This is a genomic window from Streptomyces sp. NPDC002742 (assembly GCF_042888885.1).
Taxonomy (GTDB): Bacteria; Actinomycetota; Actinomycetes; order Streptomycetales; family Streptomycetaceae; genus Streptomyces.
Window position 1 is genome coordinate 85,579 of the sequence record NZ_JBIAQF010000020.1, and the last position, 24,764, is coordinate 110,342.

The 24,764-nt window shown below is 72.4% G+C and carries 17 protein-coding genes and 1 tRNA gene; 6 read left to right on the plus strand and 12 right to left on the minus strand.

Translation table 11 applies throughout. The features are described from left to right. The first annotated feature begins 352 nt into the window (after positions 1-352). On the plus strand, positions 353-817 hold the full coding sequence (locus ACFYW8_RS30915; RefSeq protein WP_389084275.1) for a GNAT family N-acetyltransferase: 465 nt from the start codon (positions 353-355) through the stop codon (positions 815-817). 409 nt (positions 818-1,226) lie between these two features. On the opposite strand, the gene ACFYW8_RS30920 is transcribed toward ACFYW8_RS30915, so the two are convergent. Then, on the minus strand, positions 1,227-2,558 hold the full coding sequence (locus ACFYW8_RS30920; protein WP_389084280.1) for an MFS transporter: 1,332 nt from the start codon (positions 2,556-2,558) through the stop codon (positions 1,227-1,229). A gap of 332 nt (positions 2,559-2,890) precedes the next feature. Between ACFYW8_RS30920 and ACFYW8_RS30925 the strand changes: the two genes are divergently transcribed. Then, on the plus strand, positions 2,891-4,447 hold the full coding sequence (locus tag ACFYW8_RS30925; protein ID WP_389084283.1) for a Re/Si-specific NAD(P)(+) transhydrogenase subunit alpha: 1,557 nt from the start codon (positions 2,891-2,893) through the stop codon (positions 4,445-4,447). Between the two features lie 6 nt (positions 4,448-4,453). Beyond that, complete coding sequence (gene pntB / locus ACFYW8_RS30930; protein ID WP_365879646.1) at positions 4,454-5,908, plus strand: Re/Si-specific NAD(P)(+) transhydrogenase subunit beta; 1,455 nt, start codon at positions 4,454-4,456, stop codon at positions 5,906-5,908. A gap of 216 nt (positions 5,909-6,124) precedes the next feature. On the opposite strand, the gene ACFYW8_RS30935 is transcribed toward pntB, so the two are convergent. Next, positions 6,125-6,994: a helix-turn-helix transcriptional regulator gene (locus ACFYW8_RS30935; RefSeq protein WP_389084287.1), complete on the minus strand. Its 870-nt coding sequence runs from the start codon at positions 6,992-6,994 to the stop codon at positions 6,125-6,127. Between the two features lie 78 nt (positions 6,995-7,072). Here ACFYW8_RS30935 and ACFYW8_RS30940 point away from each other — a divergent pair, with 78 nt between their 5' ends. Continuing rightward, positions 7,073-7,840 (plus strand): SDR family oxidoreductase, encoded by a 768-nt coding sequence (locus ACFYW8_RS30940; RefSeq protein ID WP_389084291.1) that lies wholly within the window; start codon positions 7,073-7,075, stop codon positions 7,838-7,840. A gap of 160 nt (positions 7,841-8,000) precedes the next feature. Continuing rightward, on the plus strand, positions 8,001-8,210 hold the full coding sequence (locus ACFYW8_RS30945) for a 4-oxalocrotonate tautomerase family protein (protein ID WP_365879640.1): 210 nt from the start codon (positions 8,001-8,003) through the stop codon (positions 8,208-8,210). 675 nt (positions 8,211-8,885) lie between these two features. On the opposite strand, the gene ACFYW8_RS30950 is transcribed toward ACFYW8_RS30945, so the two are convergent. The 10 genes from ACFYW8_RS30950 to ACFYW8_RS30995 all read right to left on the minus strand — a co-directional run bounded on the left by ACFYW8_RS30950 (position 8,886) and on the right by ACFYW8_RS30995 (position 23,870). Further along, a complete protein-coding gene (locus tag ACFYW8_RS30950; protein ID WP_389084297.1) occupies positions 8,886-10,661 on the minus strand; it encodes a hypothetical protein in 1,776 nt (591 codons plus the stop codon). Between the two features lie 32 nt (positions 10,662-10,693). Continuing rightward, on the minus strand, positions 10,694-12,271 hold the full coding sequence (locus ACFYW8_RS30955) for a serine/threonine-protein kinase (protein WP_389084302.1): 1,578 nt from the start codon (positions 12,269-12,271) through the stop codon (positions 10,694-10,696). After that, on the minus strand, positions 12,268-14,019 hold the full coding sequence (locus tag ACFYW8_RS30960) for an FHA domain-containing protein (RefSeq protein ID WP_389084307.1): 1,752 nt from the start codon (positions 14,017-14,019) through the stop codon (positions 12,268-12,270). Before ACFYW8_RS30960 ends, ACFYW8_RS30955 begins: the two co-directional genes overlap by 4 nt. Before the next feature lie 8 nt (positions 14,020-14,027). After that, positions 14,028-15,518, minus strand: a complete 1,491-nt coding sequence (locus ACFYW8_RS30965; protein WP_389084312.1) for a hypothetical protein — start codon at positions 15,516-15,518, stop codon at positions 14,028-14,030. Between the two features lie 316 nt (positions 15,519-15,834). After that, complete coding sequence (locus ACFYW8_RS30970) at positions 15,835-17,007, minus strand: VWA-like domain-containing protein (RefSeq protein WP_389084316.1); 1,173 nt, start codon at positions 17,005-17,007, stop codon at positions 15,835-15,837. Between the two features lie 41 nt (positions 17,008-17,048). After that, on the minus strand, positions 17,049-18,263 hold the full coding sequence (locus ACFYW8_RS30975) for an AAA family ATPase (RefSeq protein ID WP_365879626.1): 1,215 nt from the start codon (positions 18,261-18,263) through the stop codon (positions 17,049-17,051). After that, the gene (locus ACFYW8_RS30980) at positions 18,260-20,194 is read right to left on the minus strand and encodes an ankyrin repeat domain-containing protein (protein ID WP_389084322.1); all 1,935 of its coding nucleotides are present in this window, start codon (positions 20,192-20,194) and stop codon (positions 18,260-18,262) included. Before ACFYW8_RS30980 ends, ACFYW8_RS30975 begins: the two co-directional genes overlap by 4 nt. Continuing rightward, a complete protein-coding gene (locus ACFYW8_RS30985; RefSeq protein WP_389084327.1) occupies positions 20,191-21,324 on the minus strand; it encodes a gala protein in 1,134 nt (377 codons plus the stop codon). The genes ACFYW8_RS30980 and ACFYW8_RS30985 overlap by 4 nt, the downstream gene beginning before the upstream one ends. Positions 21,325-21,429: 105 nt before the next feature. After that, positions 21,430-21,505 (minus strand) — tRNA-Arg (locus tag ACFYW8_RS30990). A gap of 430 nt (positions 21,506-21,935) precedes the next feature. Further along, entirely contained in the window at positions 21,936-23,870 is a 1,935-nt protein-coding gene (locus tag ACFYW8_RS30995) for an FHA domain-containing protein (protein WP_389084333.1), read from the minus strand. Positions 23,871-24,250: 380 nt separating this feature from the next. Between ACFYW8_RS30995 and ACFYW8_RS31000 the strand changes: the two genes are divergently transcribed. Beyond that, positions 24,251-24,718, plus strand: coding sequence for a hypothetical protein (locus tag ACFYW8_RS31000; RefSeq protein ID WP_365879618.1), 468 nt, complete (start codon positions 24,251-24,253; stop codon positions 24,716-24,718). Positions 24,719-24,764 lie beyond the last annotated feature (46 nt).

Sequence of the window (24,764 nt, forward strand, 5' to 3'; positions counted from 1 at the left end):
CGCGCACAGCATGGCGGTCTTCTCGTCGAGCCCGAACACCTGGGCGAGGTGGAGGGGGTCGGGCCCATGGGTGAGGGCCTCTTCGAGCCGCCGGGACGCGGAGCCGCTCCGGCGTCGCGTCCTGTCCGCGCGCGGGCGCGCCGACCTTCCCGCAGGTGGCCGTATCGGTGCGACCGGCCCAGCGGTGCCGGACGGGCCCGTTGAGGTAGAGCCGGACCGTGCTCCGCCGCGGCAGGTTACGGAGGCCTCCAGCTTGATCGAGCGTGACCGCTGCCCGGAAGCAGCGGCCCGTCGGCTGACCAGGGGCAACGCGCCGCGAAAATCACTTGCGACGCCCCCTTAGAGTGCGGACATGCCAAATTCGCCGAGCCTGCAAGAGATCACCGCTGACAATTTCGAGGCCGCCATCAGCCTGAAGGTTCGCCCCGACCAGGAACACCTGGTGGCCCCCGTGGTGAAGTCGCTCGCCGAGGCATACGTCCACCCCGGCATCGCCTGGCCCCGGCTCATCCGCGAGGACGACGAGATCGTCGGGTTCCTGATGGCCTTCTTCCACATCGACTGGACCGGCGAAGGGACCGACTTCCGCTCCGGACTCTGGCGTCTCAACATCGCGGATGGAAAACAGGGCCGGGGCTACGGACGCTTCGCGGTCGAGTCCGTAGCCGCTGAGATCCGGCGCCGGGGTGGCACACGCCTGACCACCACCTGGCATCCCGGACCGGATGGCCCTGCGGGCTTCTATCTGGCGCTCGGCTTCCGACCGACCGGGGAGACGAGCGGAGACCAGACGGTGGGCACGCTGGACCTGGACTGAGCCGGTTCCCTGCCACACCGGCACCGACCGCACGACGACGTCCCGCTCGGTGCCGTCCGGAACTCAACCGGTGGCCTCGTCGAAACCGCTCTCGGCTTCACCGTCGAGGAGATGGTCGACCGCGGGGGCCCACCCCCACTACCTGGTGGGATCCGTGACGGTCTGCTGAACCGGTCCGCACGACTCCAGGCCCGTGCGGCAGGCGATTCAGCAGTCGCCGGCAAGCCCTCGCGTGTCTAAACGGGGTCCACGGGGCCCACAGGGTCCACGTGCCCAGCGGCACGTCCGCCCAGATCGACCTGCGAGGACGTCCGCCCTTCCGAACCGGCCCGGGACGGCACACCTACCACGGCCGCTGAGAATCGGACGGTACACACCGGACGCCCTCGCCGGACAGGGGCGAGGCACATCAAGGCGCCGACGGACCTGTCCTCTCGGCCACGGTTTCGAGTGTGGGCGCACGCTCGGGGTCGGGCTCGGGCTCGGGCTCCCTGAGAGGGATGTCGCGCAAGCCCCGCAAGGGTGAGAAGAACAGCCACAGGCCGGCACAGCAACCACCGATGACGGCGATCCACAAGGTGGTCCGGACGCCGAAGGCGGTGGCCAGCCCGCCGCCGACCAGGCCGCCCAGCGGAAGGGTGCCCCACGTGATCCAGCGTGCCGCGGCGCTGACCCGGCCGAGCATCTCCGGTGGGCAGGCGGCCTGACGGTAACTGGTCAGCGAGATGCCCGCGACAGTGGAGGAGAACGTCCACGAGATCCAGCCGAACCCGAACAACAGCACCCACCAGCCGGATCCGGCCATCGGGATCAGCAGGCCGGGCAGCGACAGCACGGTCATCGAGATCCAGCTGATCCGCGCTGAGCCGAACCTCCGCGCGAGATGCCGCGCCGCCACGCCGCCCGCCACGCCACCGACGGCCCCCAGCGCGAGGAGCAGCCCGACCAGGCCGGGGCGCAGGTGCAGCGAGCGGATCAGGAACACCGGGCCGAGGGTCTCCACCATGATGACGAAGAAGTTGGCGGTGCCGTTGAACGCCACCGAGTTCCGCAGGATGGGATCGCGGACGACGTAGTCGAGCCCCTGCCGGATCTGCGACCGCAGCGTGGGCCGGGGACCGGTTTCGCTCCGCGGCCGACGGGGTTCGGGGGTACGGATCGCCGTCAGCGCGCTCGCCGAGAACGCGAAGGAGACCGCATCCGCCGTCATGGCCCCCGCGGCGCCGACCAACGCCACCAGTCCCGCACCCGCGCTGGGCCCCACGACCTGCGCGACCGACCGGGAGGCGGCGAGCTTACCGTTGCCGTCCAGCAGTTGACGGCGTTCGAGGACCGCGGGCAGGTAGGCCTGGTAGGCGACCGCGAAGAACACGGAGAGCACGCTGGAGACCAGCGCGACGGCGTAGAGCTGGGCGAGCGTCAGGGCTCCGAGCGCGTGGGCGAGCGGCACCGAGCCGATCACCAGGAACAGTGCGACGTCGCACCAGATCATCAGCCGTCGTTTGGCGACCCGGTCCACCACGGCCCCGGCCGGCAGAGCCACCAGGAGGTACGCACTCGTCTCCGCCGCGGCCAACAGCCCGACCTGGAACGCGGAGGCGTCCAGCAACACGACGGCGACCAGCGGCAGGGCCAGAACGGTGATCTGCGACCCCATCTCGCTGACCGTCTGGCCGCCCCACAGCAACAGGAATTCGCGGCTGTGCCAGACCGAGGCGCGTTTTCCGTCGTCGGCGACCATCCGTCAGATGGTGTCATCGGCCCCAACCCATGTCGATGCCCTCCCCAGCCACAGACATCCTCGATATCCCGTCAGCCGTGCCGCCCCGTCTCGCTGTGCGCAAGCCCCGGTTCTCGCCGGGCGCGAGCCCGGCCCGGGTCAGGTTTCCGAAATGCCCGATCACGGCGCCCTGCCGTCGGCGATGGCGACGGACCCCGCGTGAAACAAGTCACGGTTGCGCGCTGTGCCGAACACCCTGTTCCACCATGTAAGTTCCTGCGTCCAAGGGGTGCGGACTCCCCCTGATTCACATTCGTGCCAGCACATCTGCGTCCCCTGAGGGAGACATCGCCATGCCCGCAGAAGAATCGGCCCACCATCCGCCCCAGCGCATCGGAGTGGTGGCCGAGTCCACCCCCGGGGAGACCCGTGTCGCGGCGACGCCCGCCACAGTGCGCCAGTTGGTGGGGCTGGGCTACGACGTCGTCGTCGAGTCGGACGCCGGCACCGCGTCAGGCTTCGCGGACGACACCTACTGTGACGCGGGGGCACAGATAGGCGACGCCTGGCAGGCGGACGTCGTGCTGAAGGTCAACTCCCCTTCGTCGGGCGAGATCGCGCGCGTGCCGGACGGCGCGACGCTGATCGGTCTGATCAGCCCGGCCCAGCAGTCGGACCTCCTCGCGGAGCTCGCGAGCCGCCCCATCACCGTACTGGCCCTGGACGCGGTACCGCGGATCTCGCGGGCGCAGTCGATGGACGTGCTCAGTTCCATGGCCAACATCGCGGGCTACCGAGCCGTGATCGAGGCGGCGCACGTGTTCGGGCGCTTCTTCACGGGCCAGGTGACGGCCGCGGGCAAGGTCCCGCCCGCGAAGGTGCTGGTGGCCGGCGTCGGTGTGGCCGGGCTGGCCGCCATCGGAGCCGCCTCCAGTCTCGGCGCGATCGTCCGGGCGACCGATCCGCGACCGGAAGTGGCCGACCAGGTCCGGTCGTTGGGCGGCGAGTACCTCGCGGTGAACGTCGCGCAGGAGGAGAGCACCGACGGCTACGCCAAGGCGACCTCCGCCGACTACGACCGCGCCGCGGCCGAGCTGTACCACGCGCAGGCCAAGGACGTGGACATCGTCATCACGACCGCGCTGATCCCGGGCCGCCCCGCCCCGCGCCTGCTCACCGCCGAGGACGTGGCGGCGATGAAGCCCGGCAGCGTCATCGTCGACATGGCCGCGGCCCAGGGCGGCAACGTCGCGGGAACCGTCGCGGGCCGCACCGTGGTCACCGACAACGACGTCACCATCATCGGGTACACCGATCTCGCGTCCCGGCTGCCCACCCAGGCCTCACAGCTGTTCGGCACCAACCTGGTGAACCTGCTCAAGCTGCTGACGCCCGGTAAGGACGGCCGGCTGGTCATCGACTTCGACGACGTGGTCCAGCGGGCGGTGACCGTGGTACGCGAGGGCGAGATCACCTGGCCTCCCCCGCCCGTGGCCGTCTCGGCCTCGCCCGCCGCGCAGCCCGCCCCCGCGCCGGCCGCCGCGCAGCCGAAGGAGTCACGGCTCACCCCGGCGGCCCGGTTCGGGCTGATCGGCGCCGGCATGCTGGCGATGTTCGCCCTGGTCGCCTTCGCACCGGCGCAACTCGCGGCGAACTTCACGGTCTTCACGCTGGCGGTGGTGATCGGCTACTACGTGATCGGCAAGGTGCACCACGCGTTGCACACGCCGCTGATGTCCGTCACCAACGCGATCTCCGGGATCGTGGTGATCGGAGCGCTGCTGCAGATCGGGCACGAGAGCGCGGTCGTCACCACGCTCTCGTTCGTGGCGATCCTGCTGACGAGCGTGAACATCTTCGGCGGCTTCGCCGTCACCCGCCGCATGCTGTCCATGTTCTCGAAGGGCTGAGCCGCAATGACTACAACTACGGCGTCCCACGCTGCGGACCTGGTCGCCGCCCTGCTGTTCATCCTCAGCCTGGCAGGGCTGTCCCAGCACCGCACCTCCCGTGCCGGTGTCGTGTACGGCATCGCCGGCATGGCCCTCGCCCTGGTCGCCACCGTCGTGCTCGCGGCACAGAGCATCACTGCGGGCGCGGTCGCGCTGATCGTCGTCGCGATGGTGCTCGGCGCCGCGATCGGCATCTGGCGGGCGCGGCAGGTCGAGATGACCCAGATGCCCGAGCTCATCGCCGTACTGCACAGCTTCGTCGGTCTCGCCGCGGTGCTGGTCGGCTGGAACAGCTACCTGGAGGTCGAGGCGCACGGAGCCGCGCAGACACACGTCACGGCCGACCTGCTGGAGATCCATCACGCGGAGGTGTTCATCGGCATCTTCATCGGCGCGGTCACCTTCACCGGCTCGATCGTCGCGTTCCTCAAGCTGTCGGCGCGCGTCAAGTCCCGTCCGCTGGTTCTGCCGGGCAAGAACGCGCTCAACGTCGCGGCGCTGGTGGCGTTCGCGGCGCTGACGGTCTGGTTCACGATCAGCCCGAGCCTCGGCCTGATGATCGCCGTGACAGTGCTCGCGCTCGTCCTCGGCTGGCATCTCGTCGCCTCGATCGGCGGCGGCGACATGCCCGTCGTCGTCTCCATGCTCAACAGCTACTCCGGCTGGGCCGCGGCGGCGGCGGGATTCCTGCTCGACAACAACCTGCTGATCGTCACGGGCGCGCTGGTCGGATCCTCGGGTGCCTACCTGTCCTTCATCATGTGCAAGGCGATGAACCGGTCCTTCCTCTCCGTCATCGCGGGCGGATTCGGCATCGAGGCCCCCACGACCGGGGACGAGGAACAGGGCGAGCACCGCGAGATCCACGCCCAGGAGGTGGCCGAGCTTCTGGCACAGGCCCGGTCGGTCGTCATCACCCCCGGCTACGGCATGGCCGTGGCACAGGCGCAGCACCCGGTCGCCGAGCTCACGCGTCACCTGCGGGAGCGCGGCGTGGAGGTCCGCTTCGGCGTCCATCCCGTGGCGGGCCGTCTGCCCGGGCACATGAACGTGCTGCTGGCCGAGGCCAAGGTGCCGTACGACATCGTGCTGGAGATGGACGAGATCAACGACGACCTCGCCGACACCTCCGTCGTCCTGGTCATCGGCGCCAACGACACCGTGAACCCGGCCGCGACGGACGATCCCACCAGCCCGATCGCGGGCATGCCGGTGCTGCGGGTGTGGGAGGCGGAGCAGGTCGTCGTCTTCAAGCGCTCGATGGCCTCCGGCTACGCGGGCGTGCAGAACCCGCTGTTCTTCCGCGAGAACAGCGGCATGCTCTTCGGCGACGCGAAGCAGAGCGTCGAGGAGATCCTTCGCGCCCTCACCTCCGACCCCCGCGCCCAGGCACCGAGCGAGGCCGCCCTCGCCCGCTAGGACCCACGTCCCCGGGCAGTCTGCCTCCGCTTGACACACGGCCGCATCGCCGGCTCCGTTCCCGGCTCCCGACATGGCCCACCGCCCGCCTGCCACGCGCTCCCTTCGCGTGACAGGCGGGCGGCCGGTGGGCCGTGCGCTTTCCGGGCTCGTCGCCCCGTCGACACAGACGTCGGAACCCGGAGCGCTGGGGCCGACGCCGTGGCGGGGAGGCTGTCAGCGCGTCGGGCCCATGACTTCCTGGGTGCCGAGGACAGCGAGCAGGTCCAGGCGGTCGGCGTTGTCGGTGCCGACCGCGGGGGTGAACCAGAGCAGCCGCTGTCGGCCGTCCTCGCTGAACAGGTTGAGGCAGTTGACCTCGATCAGGCCGAGTGTCGGGTGGTTGAGCCGTTTGCGGTCGTCGCGCCGGAACGCCACGTCGTGGTCGGCCCACAGAGCGGCGAATTCGGGGGAGGTGTCGAGCAGCGAGCTGATCATCGAGCCGGCTTCGGTGTCCTTGCCATCTCTTCTGGCGGCGGCTGCCCGCAGGTCTGCGACGAAGGCCCGGGACTGTGCCGCATGGTCGGCTTCGGGATACAGCAGCCGGGCGTCGGGCTCGGTGAACCACCGGTGGACGAAGCTTGCCCGCGCGCCCCGAAGGCCGGACTGGTCCCCGAGCAGCGCCACCGCCAGCGGGTTCTGTACGAGCGTGACGTGCAGGTCGGTGATGACCTGTGCGGGTGTCGAAGTCAGACGGGTGAGCAGGTCGAGCATGCCGGGGTGGACGTGCGAGGCCGGTCCGCCCTGTGAGGGCACCGGTCGGTCGGCCAGGTGGTAGAGGTAGTCGCGCTCGTCAGCGCTCAGGCGCAGGGCTCTCGCCAGCGCGGCGATCATCTGCTCGGAGGGCTGGGATCCGGCGCCGCGTTCGAGTTCGTTGTAGTAGTCCACCGACGCGCCGGCGAGCTGGGCGACCTCGTCGCGGCGCAGCCCGGACACCCGGCGGCGGGGCCCGTGGGGCAGTCCCACGTCCGCCGGGCGGATGCGTTCACGCCGCGAGCGCAGGAAGGCTCCCAGCTCGGTGTATCTCACAGAACCCATACCTGCCATTCTGCGTCCGGCCGGGCCACCGACACAGGGGATGACATCCCCTGGTTCCCCCGGCCCGTGCGGCGCATGGTGGAGGACATGACTACGAACCATCCCCCGAGCGTTCCCCCTGCGGTGGCCCCGCGGGTAGCCGTCGTCACCGGCGGATCACGCGGCATCGGCCGGGCGGTCTCCCTCGAACTCGCCCAGGCCGGCCTCGCCGTGGTGGTGAACTACGCCCGCGACGCGGCTGCCGCCGAGGAGACGGTGGCGGCGATCACCGCCACCGGCGGGCGGGCCGTCTCCGCGCAGGCGGACGTGGCGGACGAGCACGCGATCGCCGCCGTGTTCGACCGGACGGAGGAGGAGTTCGGCGGCGTGGACGTCGTGGTGAACTGCGCCGGCCGACTCGCTCTGTCGCCCATCGCCGACCTCGACCTGGCGGTGCTCGACGCCATGCACCGCACCAACATCCGCGGCGCCTTCGTCGTCGCCCAGCAGGCCGCCCGGCGACTGCGCGCGGGCGGCTCGTTCGTGGGGTTCTCGACCTCCGTGGTCGGCACCCGGTTCCCCGCCTACGGCGCGTACGCGGCGAGCAAGGCAGCCATCGAGACGATCACGCTGATCCTCGCCCGCGAGCTGCGCGGGCGGGACATCACCGTGAACACCGTCGCCCCCGGCCCCACGGCCACGGACCTGTTCCTGGACGGCAAGACTCCCGAGCAGATCGACCAGCTCGCCAAGACCCCGCCACTGGAGCGGCTGGGCACCCCGAAGGACATCGCCCAGGTGGTCGCCTTCCTCACGAGCCCGGCGGGACACTGGGTGAACGGCCAGGTCCTGCGGGCCAATGGGGGCATGGTGTGAGGCCGAACCCGACCAGCTCGGCGGCGTAGCTCTCGGCGGCGAGGGCGCACCGAGACCGCCTCCGTCCTCCCTGGGGCCTGCACGCGCGGCACCAGCCACTTCGCCCATGCCGGCACCAGACTTCCGCACCATGGAAGAACCCACTCAAGGAGACACACGCATGCCTTTCGCCAACTTCAAGGTCCCTGCGGGCACCATCACCGCCGAGGACAAGAAGAAGCTCGTCGAGCGCACCACCGACCTGTACGCGGAGATCTACGGCGAGCGGGCGCGCCCCACCACCGTCGTACTGATCGACGAGGTGGCCGACGGGGGCTGGGGCGTCGCCGGCAACGTCCTGACCGCCGCCATGCTCAACGCCCACGCCTGACATCAACCCTTGTGCGGGGCCCGACGCCACGGCGCCGGGCCCCGCCAACGGTCGACGGAAGGTACGCAACCCCGCGCCCGAACCGACCACACACCCTTCTTCGCCGTCTCAACCACCGACCCGTTCACGCCCTGGAGATCCGGGCGATCGTCGAGTGCTCTCGTGGTCACGAAGCACTGCAGCGGCGCGTTCAAGGCGGAGGCAGTCGCGCTGTACCAGTCGCGCCCCGGCTGAGCGCCCCCACACGCAGACCAGACGGCCGCCGGGGGTAGCCTTCCCGTCCATTCGAAGGTCTCTGGAGGCCCCCTTGCACACCACCGTCTTTCTGCTGCGGAGCACGCTGGGCCTTGGAGGCGCTCTGGTGTCCGCGTGGGAGATGGACCGCCAGGCTTCTGGACCGGGCTGGCGGAAACCGCGGGTCTTCGCCGCTGCGACGGCTGTGGCAATCGCCGTACTGCTGGCCGGCTAGGACCCATCCGACGCGGCCGTCCCCAGCGAGTGTTGCGGGGCCAATTGGAGCCTGCCGAACCGGGGTTGTTCGGGTCGGTCGCGCCCTGACCCTACTGAAGAATCAGCAGGTCAAGCGTGCTCTCCGCGCACGCGGGGATGGTTCCGGCCGGACGGCGATCCGTCCGGCCGCGTGTGTCTGCTCCCCGCGCACGCGGCAGGGGTCCGTCAGGAGCAGGCGTAGTCGAAGGTCGCCTCCGCCTCGGGCGGCTTGTCCTGGTGCTCGATCCGCAGGCGGGCGGTTCCCCGGAAGCGGCCGGGGCCGCGGACCGTCCAGCGGAGGTGCACGGTGACCCTGCGCTCGCCCCGGCGGGCCATGTGCACCAGCTCGCCGGAGTCCTGGCCGTCACTGCGCAGCCAGTGGTACGTCACCGGGCCGCCGCGGCCGTCGGTGGTGACGACGCCGACCAGATCGGCGGTCTGTCCGCAGTGCAACCGCCCGTCGGGCGCCCGGACTTCCAGGGCGGTGACCATCGGGGCGGGGGACGGGCGCAGCAGCAGCCAGACGAGGACGGCCGCGGCGGTCAGGAAGGCGGTCGTGGCGATCCAGGCCCGCCGTCTTCGACGGTGTGGGCGGCTGTCAGGTGGTACGGGTGCGGTGCGCCACTGGGCGCGGAGGACGTCCTGGGCCTCGACGGGGATGCCGGGGCCGAAGCGCAGGAGGATCTCGCCGTCGTCTTCATCGGTCGGGGGTGGCGTCGTTGCCTCGGTGGGTGTCGCTGTCGGGGGTCCGGCGGGGTTGCGATTGCGGTTGCGGTTGCCGAGGAGGGTGGCCTGGTCGTCCGAGGCAGCGACCTGGTCGTAGGAGGGGGTGGGGTGGGGCCGGTGCGGGGCGGAGCGGGTACGGCTGGGCATGGTGAGCTGCTCGTCCCGCACGGCGTACCTGGGCCTGTCCACGTCCGGGACCACGTCCCCGGGGCCTGCGCCTCCGGAACCCATGTCCCCGGCACCCGCGCCCTCGAAGCCCATGTCCCCGGGACCTGCGCCCTCGGACTCCGCGCCTTGGGACTCCGCGCCCTCGGACTCCGCGGCATCGGACTTGGCGCCCTCGGACTCCGCGGCATCGGACTTCGCAGCATCGGACTTGGCGCCCTCGGACTCCGCGGCTTCAAAACCGGCCGCGTCGGAACCGGCGGCTTCGCATGCCCCGTCCGGGTGGCGCGCGCTCTGGGCGCCGCCCCCCGTCTCTTCCACCGTTGGTCCCGTGGTGATCTCCGGGGTCGCCCCGGCCACCGCCGCGCGGAGCTCCGTACGCCGCAGGAAACCCGCCGGGAGTGCCGCGCGCCCGGCGACCAGTGCCGCTCGGGCGGCCGCGAGCCCCTCGGAACGGGCGGTGGCGGAGCAGTGCGCGAACAGAGCGGCCGCGGGGGCGCCGGTGGCCGCCCAGGCCTCGCCGAGGGTGCGGGACAGTCCGGCCCAGGCTGCGATGTCGGCCTCGCGGCGCCCGGAGTCCGGCGCGTCGCCCAGCACCGTGCCCAGCGCGGCCTCGGCGAGCAGGGCGACGCCGTCCGGGGCGAGGACGACGGTGTCCGCGTCCAGCGCCCCGTGGGCGAGGCCGGCCGCGTGCAGGGCGAGCAGGCTCTGCGCTGTCTCGTTCAGGACACTGGCCGCGCTGCCCGCGTCGGGGCCCGAACCCCCGCGGGCCAGCAGGTCCGTGAGGGTTGGAGCCGGTGGCCGGACGGTGATCAGCCACACCTCCCCGGCCTCCGCGACGAGGTCGACCGTGCCGAGCACCCCGGGCAGCCGGAGTTTCGCGACGGCGAGCACAACCGCCGCGAGCCGCTCACGCGTGCCCTCCGGCGCGAGCAGGGCACGGTCGATGCGCAGCGCGCCGAGCTCGGACTCGCCGGACCGGCCCGGGAGCAGCGCGTGCCAGGTGCCGTGGCGCGCGTCCCGCGTCCAGCCCGACAGGGGGCGCCCGGCGACCGTGGTGGTTGTCGTCATGTCGATCCGTTCTCGCCGTCGCTCGTCGTCGCTCAGCACGGCGGAGCGTCCAGGGAGGCTGTCCGCGGTCCGTTCGCGGCGGCCGGAGTGCTGGTGAGCGTGACCGTCCAGGTGCCCCGGCACGGGTGGTTGGAGAAGTCCGCCTCGAAGGTCACGGCGTAGTGCGTGCCGCCGGACAGCACCTTGGTCCGGTTTCCATAGGGATCGGCGGGCGTGTCGACGTAGTAGTCCGCCGTGACGGTCAGGGGCCCGGTCCCGGTGGTGTCGACGGTGACGTCGGCGATCAGCGTGCCCGGGGTCTGTCCCCGCCGCCAGGAACCGATGGCGATCGTGACCGTGCCGGGCGTGGGCGAGGCCGGGGGCACGGTCGTCGGCGCGGGCGGTTCAGCCGACGGGGCCGTACTCACGGAGGTCGTGGGCGAGGCCGACGGGCTCTCCGGGGTGGCCGATGGGGTGGCCGAGGGCGTGACGTCGGCCGTGGTGGGAACGGCAGTGGGAGAATCGGAGGACGAAGAGGCGGGTGGGGTCGTCGAGCTGGTCCCCGACGGCACCGAACTGGCCACCGTCGTCGCCGTGTCGCGCGGACGGGCCGCCACGGACGTCACCCCGCCCGCCACGACCGCCAGCGCGGCCGCCCCGGCGGCGGCCTTCCAGCCGCTGCGCTTCACCCGCCCCAGCAGGGTCAGGGCGCGGGCCGGGGCATCGAGCGTCACCGTCGCGGTGAACGGGAACAACAAGGCCAACAGCGCGGCGAGTTCGGCTAGTCTGCGGCGGCCGCGCTCCTCCCAGCCGGCGCCGTACCCCTCGGTGGCCGACCGTTCCAGGTCGGCGAGGAACGCCTCGATGCCCGGCCTGTCCGCCGGGTCCTTGGCCAGTCCCCTGCGCAGCAGCCCGCGCACCGGGTCGGGTACGTCGTCCAGGGGGACGGGTGCCCGCAGGTGCTGCAGACGCAGCGCGGTCACGTCGTCGCCGGCGAACGGGCGGCGCCCGGTCAGGCACTCGTGGAACACGGCCGCCGCGGCGTACACGTCGCCGGCCGGTCCCGCCGGTTCGCCCTGCCACTGCTCGGGCGCCATGTAGGCGGGCGTGCCGGCGGCCTCGGTCTCGCGTCCGGTGCGTACGGCGATGCCGAAGTCGGCGAGCGCGCTCGTGCCGTCGGCGCGGACCAGCACGTTCTCCGGCTTGTAGTCGCGGTGCACCACCCCGGCCGCGTGGGCCGCGGCGAGGCCCAGCAGCGAGCCCTTGAGCAGGACCAGGGCGGCCTCGGGGCCGGTCGCCCCGTGCCGGCGCAGCAGTTGGCGGAGGCTGACGCCGTCCACCGCCTCCATGACGATGGCGGCACCGCCGCGCGCCTCGACGTACTCGTACAGCCGCACCACGCACGGGTGCCGCAGCCCGCCGAGCAGCCGGGCCTCCGCGCGGAAACGGGTGAGGAACTCCCGGTCACCGCGCAGGCGCCCGCTCAGATACTTGATCGCGACAGGCACGCCGGTCGCGGTGTGCCGAGCCAGTACGACCCGTCCTCCGGCGCCCTCGCCGAGCATGCGTACGGGTTCGTAGCCGGGGACAGCCCAGTCGCAGCCCTCGGCCCTTCCCTGGTCCTGCGTCATGCCGCCCCCTCCACGGCCACGCCCAGCGCCGGCGCCGCAGCCTTCGCGTCACGGCGGTGGCGCGCACGTCGCGTCAGCCACCGCAGCGGCGCGGACCACACGGGGAAGGCGACCAGGGCGACCACTACCGCCTCGGTCACCGTGGTCCACGGCGGGGACAGCCACCCGTCCAGCAGGTCGCCGATCCGGGAGCGCCAGGCCAGCAGGGCGAGGACGAGGAAGCCGTACGTGCCGACGACGACCGCGAGGCCGTACGCGGCCATGCCCGCCTGCCGTGGGCCGGGCCGGCTGCCCGCGCGCAGGTCCTGCCAGAGCCCCTTCCGGAAGTACGCGCTCGCCTCCTCGCGCAGCCTCGGCACGCGCAGCGCGTCGGTCAGGGCCTGGTAACCGTCCAGCGGCATCAGGGGGTTGAAGTTGTAGAGCGTGTTCAGGTAGAGGCCGAAGGCCAGCTGGAAGAGAACGGCCGAGGCCGGCCCGGCGGGCAGGAAGGCCGCGCCGGCCGCGCACCAGCCGGCCAGCGCCGCCGTCGACAGCGGCCCGGACAGCGCCACGACGACCCGCGACCAACGGGTGCCGAACCACATGTCGCTGGTGTCCACGAACGCGAACGGCATGCCCATCATGAGCAGGAACCCGCCGCGCCTGACCTTGCGGCCGTACGACTTCACGGCCAGCGCGTGCGTCAGCTCGTGGACGACCAGGGCGGACACGTATCCGGCGGCCAGGAGCACCGGACCCCGGACGCCCGCCCCGCCGAAGTCCAGCAGGTGCTGCCGGTCCTGCGCGACGAAGAAGGCGGCGAGGCCGCCGATCAGCGACAGCCAGACCAGGGTCACACCGGTCCGGGTGAAGAAGCGCCAGCCGAAGGCCTCGTAGAGGCGGCTGACGGTCCGGTCGAGGCCGGGGACCGATATCTCCAGTTTCAGCAGCGCCCGGTACACGGCCCGTCCCGCGCGGCGCCAGCCCTTTCGTTCCGTCTCCTCGGTGCGGCCGGGCAGGCCGCGCAGGAGTCCCGCGTTCGCGAACGCGGCGAGCGCCGCCTCGATGCGCGGGAGGGCGAGCTCGCCGAAGCGGTCGGCGTACGCGAACAGCAGGTCCCGTACGGTGTTCTCGCCGTCGACGGCGTGCCAGAGGAAGACCTCGCGCTCGTCCAGCTCCAGATACACGCCGGTGCGGGTGTTGTTCAGCACCCAACGGGGTTCGCCGAGGTCGGTGGGCATCTGCTTGAGCGCCCAGCCGGAGCGGCGGCGGGGACGTGCGGTGAGCGGGCCGTTCGCCTCCGGTGCCGCCTCCCGCACCGCGGTGGGGAGTTGGGTGAGCTGGGTGCCGACGACCTGGGTGCGCTGGCCGATGTGGGCGTCGCGGGGCTGTTCGAACACCAGGCGTACGTCGCCGACGGACAGCTCGGTGCCGTCCGCGAGGTGGGCGGCGCCGCCGTGCAGGTCGACGCCCGCGACGGTCGTGCCGTTGAACGAGTCCAGGTCCTCCATTCGGAAGCCCGACTCCGTGCGGACGATCCGGGCGTGGCGGCGCGACACACTGGCGTCGGGCAGGACGACGTCGCTGTCCGAGCCCCGGCCCAGTGTGGTGACCGGGCCGGTGAGCGGGACGAGCAGGGTGGGGTCGTCGAGGCCGCGCAGGTGCGGCGCGGCGTACGACGTCGGTGCCGCGCCGCGGCGGAGCGTGCCGCAGTACAGGCAGTACGGGAAGTCGCGCCGCACGTGGACGCGGCAGGCGTGGCAGAGCATGTGTCGGCTCAGCCCGCGCCGGAGCCGCTGAGAGACGTTCCGCCGGAGAAGCCCCCGTCGGTGTCGGTGCCGGGCGCGGAGGGCGAGAGGTGGGTGGCCGCGCCGCCGAGGCCGGGGGTGCTCACGCCGCCGCGCACGCTCTCGGCGCCACCGAGGATGCCCGCGCGGCCACCACCGCCGCCCTCGCCACCGCCGCCGTCGCCACCGCCGGGTTCTCCGCCGCCGCCGGGCCGGCGTCCCGTGTTCTCCTGGCTGCCGCCACCGCCGCCGTCGTCGCCGCCACCGGGTTCACCGCCGCCTCCGGGGCGTCGGCCGGTGTTCTCCTGGTCGCCACCGCCGCTGCCGCCTTCGCCCCCGCCGCCCCCGGAGCCGCCGTCGTGACCGTGGCCGCCGCCCTCTTCGCCGCCACCGCCGTCGCCGCCACCATCACCGCCGCCGGAACCGCCGTGGCCACCGCCCTCGCCGCCGGAGGAACCACCGCCACCGGTTCCGCCGCCGTCCTCACCGCCACCACCACCTTCGCCGCCGCCACCGCCGCCCTCACCGCCGCCGGGTCGGCGTCCGGTGTTCTCCTGGTCGCCACCGCCGCTGCCACTGTCTCCGCCGCCGCTGTCCCCGCCGCCGTCACCGCCACCGCTGTCCCCGCCGCCGTCACCGTCCTCGCCGCGGTCGTAGATGCCACCGTGCCCGAAGTGACCGGCGTCGCCGCCCTCGCCACCGAAGCCACCGCCGTGACCCCCGAGGTCGCCGAACCCGCCGAGGCCGCCATCGGATCCGGCACCGCCGCCACCGAACCCGGAACCGCCGCCGTCACCGAACCCGCCCGGTCCCCCATCGGCACCGCCTTCACCGAACCCGCCGTCACCGAACCCGCCGCCCGGACCGCCGTCGGCACCGCCGGCACCGAACCCGCCGAACCCGCCGTCTGCACCGCCGCCGCCGAATCCGCCGAAGCCACCCAGGCCGCTGTCGGAGCCGCCCTCGGCACCTCCACCGACATGCTCCCCGAGCCCGCCGAGGTCCGTCCCGTCCTCGTTCCCGAACCCTCCGAACCCTCCGAAGTCACCGAGTCCGCCGCTCGCGTCGACGGGCGACTCCTGGACCAGCCCCCCGCCGAGCAGGCTCTGAGCGCCGGTGTCCGAGACGTCCAGACCGCCGACGCCCTCATGGCCCTCAGCGGGAGAGGGCAGGTCCGGCGCGTGGTCGACGGAGGCGTGGTCACCGGACACGTGGTCGGCCAGGACGTCCGGAGCGTCATGGTGCGCCAGCGCGTGTGCCGCGCTCCCGAAGAACAGGGACGACTTGGAGAGCCGCGGGTCGAGTGCTGCCGGTCCCCCGGCGGTGCCGGACTCGACGCGCAGGGCGCGGAGCTCGCCGACCTGCGCGGGTGTCAGGCCGAGTCTTCGGGCCACCTCCCCGGTGTCACCGTCGAGTTCGGCCCTGAAGGCCGGGTCGACGGCAAGGCGGGTCATGGCATCGCGAAAGGCGTTGTCGGTCATGTCCTCGGGTCTCCGTGGGTCTGCGTGCGCTGCTGTCTGATCCCGGCGGAGCTGAGGATCCCCCCTGACCGGCGGCAACTGCCATTTCCGGCCATCCCCACCGATGCCTGCACGGATGGTTATAGGGGGCATGGCATGGCCCGCGCAAGGCCGGTAGCAGGGCACCCTGCGCGAATATGCCTCCGGAAGGGTCGGCCGTCCCGAACGAGCACCGATCGGATACGGCCACCGGCGAGGCTGTCCGGGCAGTCCTCCGCACCGGCCGAGGGGACTCCGCGGCCGGTGACGCAGGCGCGGATACGTCAGGGCACCGGACTCACGGCGTCGGGTCGGGGTGCGGGATGCGCACCGTCTCCACCCAGCTCGGGGGCTGCGGCGCGGTGGAGCCGATCAGAGCAGCGACGACGCGGCAGGGCGGGTTCTCGTCGGGCCAGGGGGTGATCCCGTCGGTGAGCACCACGACGATGTTCGGGCGGTCCGGGGCCGCGAGCGCCGCCTCGATACCGACGCGCATGTCCGTGCCGCCCCCGCCGCCCAGGGTGATCTGCTCGGTGGCCGTCACCCGGGACACCGCCTGCACATCGGCGTCGCACGCGAGCACGGTCACGCGATTGCCCCGGACACCCACCTCGCGCAGAACTCCGGTCACCTCCGCGAGGGCGGCGGCCAGTTCGCCGTCGCCCATCGAGCCGGAGGTGTCGATGACCACGGCCACCCGCGGCAGCGGCCGGCGCAGGCTCGGCAGGACGACGCCGCGCAGCGCCGGGGTGCGGCGCGAGGGGCGGCGGTAGGTGTAGTCGACGGCTCCGCCCGCCCATGCGGCGGCTTCCCGGACCGCGCCCGACAGCGCCTGCCGCCAGTCCACGGTGGGTTCCAGGATCTCCTGGGCCCAGCGTTGCCAGCCACCGGGCAGGGAGCCGCGGCTGCGCTGATGGGCGCGCATCGCCTCGGCGGTCTGCCGTCGCAGCGCCTGAGCCTCGACCTCGCCGATCCGTGCGGTCCCGGCAGACCCCGGCAGGTCCCAGGGCGAGGGCCGGCCGTGGGCACCCGATCCACAGTCCGGCGTACGCACCTGCGGCGGCAGCAGGTCGACGTACACCTCGAACAACTGCCCCTCGGGAAGGCCGAACCGACGGGGTTCCACGCGCCCCTCGGGCAGCCGCAGGCCGTCGGCGAGCAGATCGTCGTTGATCTCGCAGTCCTGGGCGACGTTGACGCGGTGCCAGTCACGCTGGGCGGCGGCCGGCAGCCGTTCGGCCCGGCCGTGGTGGTCGCGCAGCAGATGCGCCACCTCGTGCACCCACACGCCCGCGAGCTCGGGCACCGCCGTCGCCTCGACGAAGGCAGGAGACACATAGCAGCGCCAGTGCCGGTCCACGCCCATCGTCGGCACCTCGGTACTCGGCACGACGGTCAGGGAGTACAACGCCGACGCCAGATAGGGCCGGTCGCCGGCCGCCCGGTAGCGGGCGGCGAGCAGTTTGGTCATGTCCAGGGCGTTGCGGGCGTCTCCCGTACTCCCCGCGCGGCTCACCGGCTGCCGCCGGGCAGCGCCCCCGACATCTGCAGCAGGTCCAGGAACCCGTCGATGCCGGGCGGTACGGGCCAGTCGAGGTGCCGCATCGCGGCGAGGTCGGTGGCGGCGCGGGCGGCCACGTCCGGTACGCCCGCGTCGACCGCCTTGGCCAGCACCGTCCAGCCGGCCTCCCAGCGGGGCCGGGTGAGGTCGCTCTGGATGGCGGCGACGACCGCGATGAGGAACGCCAGTTGCCGGTCGCCGCGGTCGGGCAGGGCGAAGGCGTCCGGGTCGGCGAGGACCCGGTCGGGGTCGGGCAGGTCGAGGTGTTCGAGGTAGGACAGGAGCTCCAGGCCGGCGCCGTCGCCGACGGCGCCGGTGAGCGCGGCGGCCAGTGCCTCGCGGCCGGTCCCGGCCGCGTACCCGGTGGCGAGCAGCTTGAGGGCCATCTCCCAGGTCCGGGGGGACGGCCAGGACCGGCCTCGGCTCTCGGCATCGGCGGGGAGGTGGTGGACCAGGCCGGGCCGGGCCGTGAGGAAGCCGGAGATCGCGCCGCGGGCCCGTGCGACCGCGCCGGGCACCCTGGCTGCACCGACGACGGGCACGGTCACCTCGGGCCAGGTGCCGGCCATGCCGCGGGCGACCGTGCGCGGGTCGTGGGTCCATTGCAGATGGACGAACCGGTTGGCGAGCGGCGGGCTGAGATGCCAGCCGTCCGCCGCGCTGGACGGCGGGTTGGCGGCCGCGACGATCCGCACCGCCTCCGGCAGGACCAGGCTGCCGACCCGTCGTTCGAGCACCACCCTCAACAGCGCCGCCTGCACGGCCGGCGGTGCGGAGGACAGTTCGTCGAAGAAGAGCAGGCCCTGTCCGGCGCGAGCGAGGCGCACCGCCCAGTCCGGCGGAGCCATCGGGACTCCGGTCACGGCCGGGTCGTCACCGACGATCGGCAGTCCGGCGAAGTCGGAGGGTTCGTGCACGCTGGCGATGACGGTCTCCAGCGGCAGGCCGAGCCCGGCGGCGAGCTGCTCCAGGGCGGCCGACTTGCCGATACCGGGCTCCCCCCACAGCAGCACGGGCTGATTGGCCGTCACGGCGAGGGCCAGTGCCTCCAGCTGCGGGTTCGCGGCGGGCTCGGTCCGTCGGGTGCGCAGCCTGCCGTTGAGGTCGTCCGCGGCCTCCAGCGGGCCGGACGGTGCGGTGGGGGCGGCTGCGCGGTCGGTGCTCACGCGGGTTCCTCCTCGTCATCGGGCTCATCCGCGTGTGGCGGCTCGGTCATCGGCTCGTCCCCGGAGAAGAGCTCTGCCGCCCCGTCGGGATCGTCCGCATGTCGCGGCTCCGGTTCCGGCTCCTCCGTCGGCTCGTCCCCCCAGAAGGACTCTTCTGTCTCGTCGGACTCGTCCGCGAGGTCCTCCGCCTGCTCCTCCATCCATTCGTCCCACCACTCGGCACCGGCGCCCGGATGCTCCTCACGTACGCGGTCGTGGAGGAAGGCGAGGTCGGGCCGCTTGTACCGGCGGACGAGCTGGGCGAGCGACAGCTCCGACTCGTCGGTCACGTCGAGCCGGGCCCCGGCGGCGACGAGCGCCTCCACCAGCGCCGTCGTGCCGAGGTCGTTGACGGCCACGAACAGCGGCGTGCGCTCCCGCCTGTCGCGGGCTTCGAGGTCCAGTCCCTCCGCGAGCAGCCGCGGCAGCAGCGTCTCGTGGTCGAGCAGGTTCAGCACGTGGAGCAGGGTACGGCCGCCGGCGTCCCGCACCCGGGGGTCCACACCGAGGTCCAGGAGCTCCAGCACGCCTGGGGTGTCACCGTGCTGGGCGCGCTGGAACAGTTCGTTGCGCTGTGCCCGCAGCGCCTTCGGCAGGCGGCCGGCTCCGGATGTCCACGTCTGCTCCACCGCGAAGCATCCCGCGACGGCACCGCCGAACGCGCGCAGGGCGCGCTCGCGCCGCTGCTCCTCGTCGCTGTGCGGCATGCGCAGCAGGGATCCCGGCCGGAAGCCCACCTCGTGCCATTGCCCGCCGCATCTGACCCTTACGGGTGCGGGCGCCGACGGCCCCGACGGGCCGACCGGGCCTTGCGGGACCTGGAGAGAGGGAAACAAGGCCTCCCGGACGAGCGGATGCAGATGCTCCGGTGCAACGGCTCCGGCGCGCATCAGGTCGAGGTCGGGGAGTCTGCGCCACAGGGCCTCGGCGAGGGCGGGTTCGCCCTTGGCGGCGTCCTCCCAGTCGACCAGGCGCGCCAGCAGCCCGCCGGCGTCCGCGGGCTGCAGCAGGATGAAGGTCCGCCAGTGCGGGGTGGGAACGAGGAAGCGATCGGAGACGCCCGCGGCCGCCTGCCGGCGGATCTCCGGCTCCAGGCGGGTGTGGTTGAGTGCGATCCCGTCCAGGAGCCGCTCCGGCTCCTCGCGGTACCGCGACCGCTTGGAGGAAAGGTCCAGCTCGATGCCGACGGCGGCGAACGCGGCCCGGGTCTCGCCCCTCTGATGCAGCAGCGTGGCCCACTCGGCACGCGCCGCCGGGTCGCCGTCGCCGGGATCGGCCGTCGGCAGTTCGTCCGTGTCGCGCGCGGTGGCGTCGGCGTGGAAGAACGGCGGCCGGTCCGTGCCGCCACCGCACCGTTCGCGCAGTTCGGCGGTGTGCCGGTCGTCCCACAGGTGCCGTGCGTCGCGCCAGTCCTGAAGGGTCTGTCCGAAGACACCCCCTGCCCCGACGTCCTTGACGGCCGCGAACCGCAGGGTGATCCGCTGCGGTCCGTCGATCATCGCGGGAGTGGTGACGTGCAGGTACGGCGTGACCGGGCGGCCCGCGTCACGCTTCCTCGGGCGGTAGCCCGCGAGGACGACGGTCGTGTCCTTGGCGAGTGTGGTCCGCCCGCCGAGTACCCGTGGCAGGTGCCAGCGCAGCAGGTCCGGGACGAAGTGGCGCAGGTCGTCCTCCAGCCCGGTCGCGACGTCCTCGCCCCAGTGGCCGGCGACATCGGACAGGTCGAAGGCGACGTCGACGTCGGCCGCCGCGCAGGCGCCTCGCCAGTCTCCGGCCAGACGGTATTCCCTCGCGCGCTCGATCATCCAGCGGGGCACCGCGTACCGGCGGATCCGGCGCCGGCTCGACATCTCGTCCGGGCGGAAGCAGCGCAGGTCACCACGGGAACTCAACGGTAGACGCTCCCTATCGCGCGCAGGTCGGGATGCGCCCCGGCGGCGGGCCGCAGACGCCGGGTGAAGGACCGCTTCACCTTGCGGGGCAGGCCCGGTCCCAGACCGACGTATTCCAGGGGCGAGTTGTCGGACACGGCCGCCAGCAGTGTCTTCGCGCCCCGCCCGGTCAGGCCGGTGTGGCACAGGTCCAGCCGGCGCAGCGGGCTGCCCGGCAGGGCGGCGGCCAGCACGTGGGCGCCTTCGTCACCGGTGGTGTTCTCGGGGGCGCCGAGGCTGCGTGCCGACAACGGCCGGCCCAGGTCGAGTGCTTCGATCGCGTCGAGGTGGTCGGCGAGGGCCACGACACCGGCGGGACCGATCCCGTTGCCGCCCAGGCCCAGACGCACGGGCCGTACGGGGTCGGCCGCGGCGGCGAGGATCGCGGCGCCTTCGTCTCCGAGGTGGTTGGCGGGGAGATACAGCTCGCGCACACCCGCCTCGCGGATCAGCGCGGCCAGCAGGGGGGCGGCGTCGGCGGTCAGGCCGTTGCCGCCGAGGAAGAGACGTTCCACCGGGCTGGTCCGGACGGTGAGGGCGTCGAACAGGGCCCGCAGACCGTCGGTGCTCAGACCGGTGTTGACCAGGTCGAGCGTGCGCAGCGTGGTGTTGCGGCGCAGCATCGCGGCGAGCGCTCGGGCGCCGTCGTCACCGACCGGGTTGCGCTTGAGCCACAGGGCGCGGACGGTGCCGTCGGTCGTCAGCGCGTCGGCGAGTGCGGTGACACCCTCGGGGCCGATGCGGTTGCAGCCGAGGTAGAGCGTGCGCAGGCCATGACCGTCGAGGAGCGCGTCGGCGATTGTACGGGCTCCGTCGTTCCCGATGGCGTTCGTGCCGAGCAGGACGTGCGCGGCGTGCGCGGAGGCGGCGGCGACGGGCATCAGCCGCGCGGCGCCGACCGCTCCGAGTCCCTGCTTGCACAGGTCGATGCGCCCGTCCGCCCGCACGGTGCCGAGCGGAAGGACCTCGTCGGCCGCGACCGGCTGCGCGGACCGCAACCGGTCCAGCAGAGGTTGCAGAGCGGCGGGGTCACTGAGCGGGATGTCCGGGTGCTCGATCGCGGGGCAGCGTACGGGTGTCGGCTGCGTCATCACCACTCCACCGGTCCATGCCGGTGCCCGGCTCGCCGAGGGCGGCATCGCCCTTCGACCGTCCGGGACGAACCGACGCCAATCGACTTTCCTCCACGACAAGGGTGGCAAGGCTGGTCGGATTCGAACCGACGTCCTCCAGCTCGATGCTTGGGCGCGACGACCTCTGCGCTACAGCCTCGCCGTGGAGATCATAGCGGCTTTCGTTCTTGCGTTCGAACCCAGTTGGGCGCATCGGGGATCGGACGACCGGTGGGGAGCCGCCGGAGCGCTCCCGAACGGCCGCGGAACCCGCCCCTGTTCCTCGTGCCCGACCCCCTCGCCCATTGCGCCCACCACCATCGGCCGTCTGCCCTCGGCCCTGACAACTTCGCATGCCCGATGGAGCGTCGGCGGCGCGAGATCGTCCAGGCCACGCCGCCCACTCGGTGTCAGGTCCCGGCGTTCAAGGGCGCCCAGCGGTCCGGCTCGCGGGCACGTCGGCCGCAACTCCCCCGGCGCATCGAGGCGTTCGACCGGCGCGACGAACTCACCAGGGCCCGACCACAGGTGCGCGAGCCGCCGGTCCCGCTCGGCCGCGGGCTCACGCGGGCGGAGGGGGCCGGCCCTTCTCAGAGGGGAGCGGCCGGCTCCAGGGCCTCGACTGCGGCCGCCGCGGCGGCGGAGTCCCGTCCGTAGAAGATGTCGATGTCGACCTCCTCGCCGCCCATGGTGAGTGTGTCCCAGGCGCCGCTGAGCACGAGCATGCGCAGCGTGCTGCCCTCCAGGGTCCCCAGCCGTTCCAGGATCGCCTCGTCGTCCGGCAGTCCGGGCATGCGCGTCGCCAGCCGGGTACGGATCTGGCGCAGCCGCTCCAGCAGCGTCGCGGTGTCGGCCTCGCGATCCGGCTCCTCGGCCGTTCCGTCGATGCCGTGCGCGATGATGTCCTTGATGGCCCAGGTGGCGCCCTGATCGTCGGTGGTCACCATCGCCTTCCAGGCGCGGCTCTTGTGGCGGTACTGGAGCATGGACATGGCTGCCTCGTGGCGCAGGAAGTCCGCGTCCCGGAAGGGCTTGCCGTTCCATGCCCCGTTGAGCGAGCGCGCGAGCGAGATCGCGGAGGCCAGGCCGCTGTTGAGCCCCCGGCCCGGCCAGAAGTGGATGGCGTTGGCTGCGTCGCCCAGAAGAAAGCCGTACGTACCCGTGGAGTTGGCCGTGGGCGGCAGCAACTCGGCGGTGAATCGGGGACGTTGGACCATGTCCAGACGGAAGGAGGTGACCGCGCTCAGGTCGTCCGGCTCGACGCCGAACAGGCGCAGCCCCTCGCCCACCCGCTTCCACAGGGCCGAGCCCTTGACGAGAGCCGGCAGGAACAGGGTGCTGTGCGTGGAGCACTGGAAGTCGCCGTACTCGTCGCGCCCCATCAGACAGGGGCGTGAGGCGATGCACTCCTCGAAGACGCGCCGCACCGGATCGATGCCGACGACCTCCGCGGCCTCCGCGTCCGTCAGGCGCATGTTGAGGAAGCCCTCCCCACGCAGGGAGTTCAGCAGGAACCGGTTCTGTCCGACGGTCAGCAGTACCGCCATGGGGTCGCTCAGACCCGATTTCACGCGCAGGCCGAGCACCACGTCCTGGAGATGACGGCCGTTCAGCGAGTAGATGGACTCGTCCGCCCTGCCGAACTTGGCGGCGAAGTGCTCGCGGGTGTGCGACCGTCCGCCGTCGCAGATCGCCAGCACGTGCTGGGTCGCCAGGTCCTCCCGGCGCTCATCGATGCTGAACCGGGCGGGCACGAGCCGGATCCGGCCCGGTTTGTCGTTCGCCACCTCCAACAGCCGGTCCTCGATATAGGCGATGCGCATGTTGCGCGGGTGGTGATCGCCGATCGAGTCGGGGCCGGAGGGCCACATCTCGGTGTAGCTGTCCGGATCGAAGAGCCGGGTCTGCACCTCCTCGGGCAGGCTGAGGTACTGGCGGCTCTGGACGGTAACCACCTGCTGGCGCCGCACATTGCCCTGACTCTCGTCCTTCCAGACGACCTTGCGGCCCTGCTTGCGCCAACGGCCGTCGTAGACGGTGATGTTCACCTGGGCACCGAGGAAGCGCTCCAGCAGCAGGGCGAGCGACAGGCCCACGGGGCCCCCGCCCGCGATGGTGACCCGCAGCACCGGCCCGCGTTCGACCTCCTCGTCGCCGTGGGTCAGCGACCTCGGCAGGGAGAGCGCCATGATGGTCTCCATGGCATCGGCGACCTCGAAGCGGAACTCCTGGTCACCGATGGTGATGTCGTCCCCGGGCTCGAGAAGCCGGACATCGATCTCCTCGCCGTTCACCAGCGTTCCGTTGCTGCTGCCGCAGTCGCGCAGCACGTAGCCCTGGGTGTCGTCGAGGACGATCTCCGCGTGGAAGCGCGAAACGTTCAAGCTGGAGATGACAATGGTGTTTTCCGGATTACGTCCGAAGGTCACCCTCGTGCCTATCACCGGTATGCGCTCTCCGGCCAGCAGTCCTTCGTGTCCAACAAGCACCGGTGCCACGGCACTTCCTTCCGGGATCGACGACATGGCCGCTGCGCGGGCGAGATCGGGCAGCGTACGACGGTTGGGACGAAGAGGTGTCCGCTCGATGCATCCGAAGGGGAATGGATCAGTTTGACGACGCCGTAGCGTCGCTTGACCGGTACAGATGGCCCATCATGCCCGATTCCGAAGCCGTGCGGGAGAGGCCGTCAGGCGACGGCGGAACGGACCTCACCGGGAGCGCTTCAAGGTCCATCCGCCCCACCGCACACCGGCCGGACGCGAGTCGGCCGAGTGGCGGCGCACATCGGCGCGCACGGCCCGTTACGCAACAACCGGCACCCGCACCCGGCACCGACCGCGCCTGCGCATACGCATACGATCCCGGTGACGGCCGGTCGTGCGTGAGGCCGAAGGGGGCACTCATGGCAGAGCTTGTGCGGCAGCAGAACGTGAATGCGGACGTCGGCTTTCACGCCTTCGGGTTGCAGGAGTCCGACGACGCGGACCTGCCTGTTCCCTTCCCGGACGACCACGACCGGCACGTGTTCCTCAGCGCTCACCCGGGGCGCCTGGACATCACCAGCGGTGGCCATACCCACACCGCCGCGGTCAGCGTCGAGGTGTGGGACGGGCCACCGCCCGAGCAGAACCGGGCCGGCTGGGACGAGACGGCCGAAGCCGAGTTCACGTCGACCAGTGGTCAGGTAGCCGTGTGGTCCATGTACACGGGCCGGACGGACGACCTGATCACGCTGGCGGATTCCGGCGGTTCGTGGCACGTCCGTGTCCACTGCGCAGGCCGGGCCGAGGCCGCGGCCCTGTCGGAGGGCGAAGGCACCGGCCATGGTGTGGAGCGCTACCTCGTGCGGTTCTGGCCCGCCGGGTCCTGAACCGGCGGCGACGGGTTCGGCAGGCGCCAGGCCGGTCCGGCCGCAG

Coding starts and splice junctions, on each gene's coding strand:
- ACFYW8_RS30965 (WP_389084312.1), bottom strand. CDS start 15,518: ATGACCGACAACGCCTTTCGCGATGCCATGACCCGCCTTGCCGTCGAC.
- ACFYW8_RS30915 (WP_389084275.1), top strand. CDS start 353: ATGCCAAATTCGCCGAGCCTGCAAGAGATCACCGCTGACAATTTCGAG.
- ACFYW8_RS30920 (WP_389084280.1), bottom strand. CDS start 2,558: ATGGTCGCCGACGACGGAAAACGCGCCTCGGTCTGGCACAGCCGCGAA.
- ACFYW8_RS30960 (WP_389084307.1), bottom strand. CDS start 14,019: ATGCTCTGCCACGCCTGCCGCGTCCACGTGCGGCGCGACTTCCCGTAC.
- ACFYW8_RS30970 (WP_389084316.1), bottom strand. CDS start 17,007: ATGACCAAACTGCTCGCCGCCCGCTACCGGGCGGCCGGCGACCGGCCC.
- pntB (WP_365879646.1), top strand. CDS start 4,454: ATGACTACAACTACGGCGTCCCACGCTGCGGACCTGGTCGCCGCCCTG.
- ACFYW8_RS31000 (WP_365879618.1), top strand. CDS start 24,251: ATGGCAGAGCTTGTGCGGCAGCAGAACGTGAATGCGGACGTCGGCTTT.
- ACFYW8_RS30925 (WP_389084283.1), top strand. CDS start 2,891: ATGCCCGCAGAAGAATCGGCCCACCATCCGCCCCAGCGCATCGGAGTG.
- ACFYW8_RS30945 (WP_365879640.1), top strand. CDS start 8,001: ATGCCTTTCGCCAACTTCAAGGTCCCTGCGGGCACCATCACCGCCGAG.
- ACFYW8_RS30985 (WP_389084327.1), bottom strand. CDS start 21,324: ATGACGCAGCCGACACCCGTACGCTGCCCCGCGATCGAGCACCCGGAC.
- ACFYW8_RS30950 (WP_389084297.1), bottom strand. CDS start 10,661: ATGACGACAACCACCACGGTCGCCGGGCGCCCCCTGTCGGGCTGGACG.
- ACFYW8_RS30935 (WP_389084287.1), bottom strand. CDS start 6,994: ATGGCAGGTATGGGTTCTGTGAGATACACCGAGCTGGGAGCCTTCCTG.
- ACFYW8_RS30995 (WP_389084333.1), bottom strand. CDS start 23,870: ATGTCGTCGATCCCGGAAGGAAGTGCCGTGGCACCGGTGCTTGTTGGA.
- ACFYW8_RS30955 (WP_389084302.1), bottom strand. CDS start 12,271: ATGACGCAGGACCAGGGAAGGGCCGAGGGCTGCGACTGGGCTGTCCCC.
- ACFYW8_RS30940 (WP_389084291.1), top strand. CDS start 7,073: ATGACTACGAACCATCCCCCGAGCGTTCCCCCTGCGGTGGCCCCGCGG.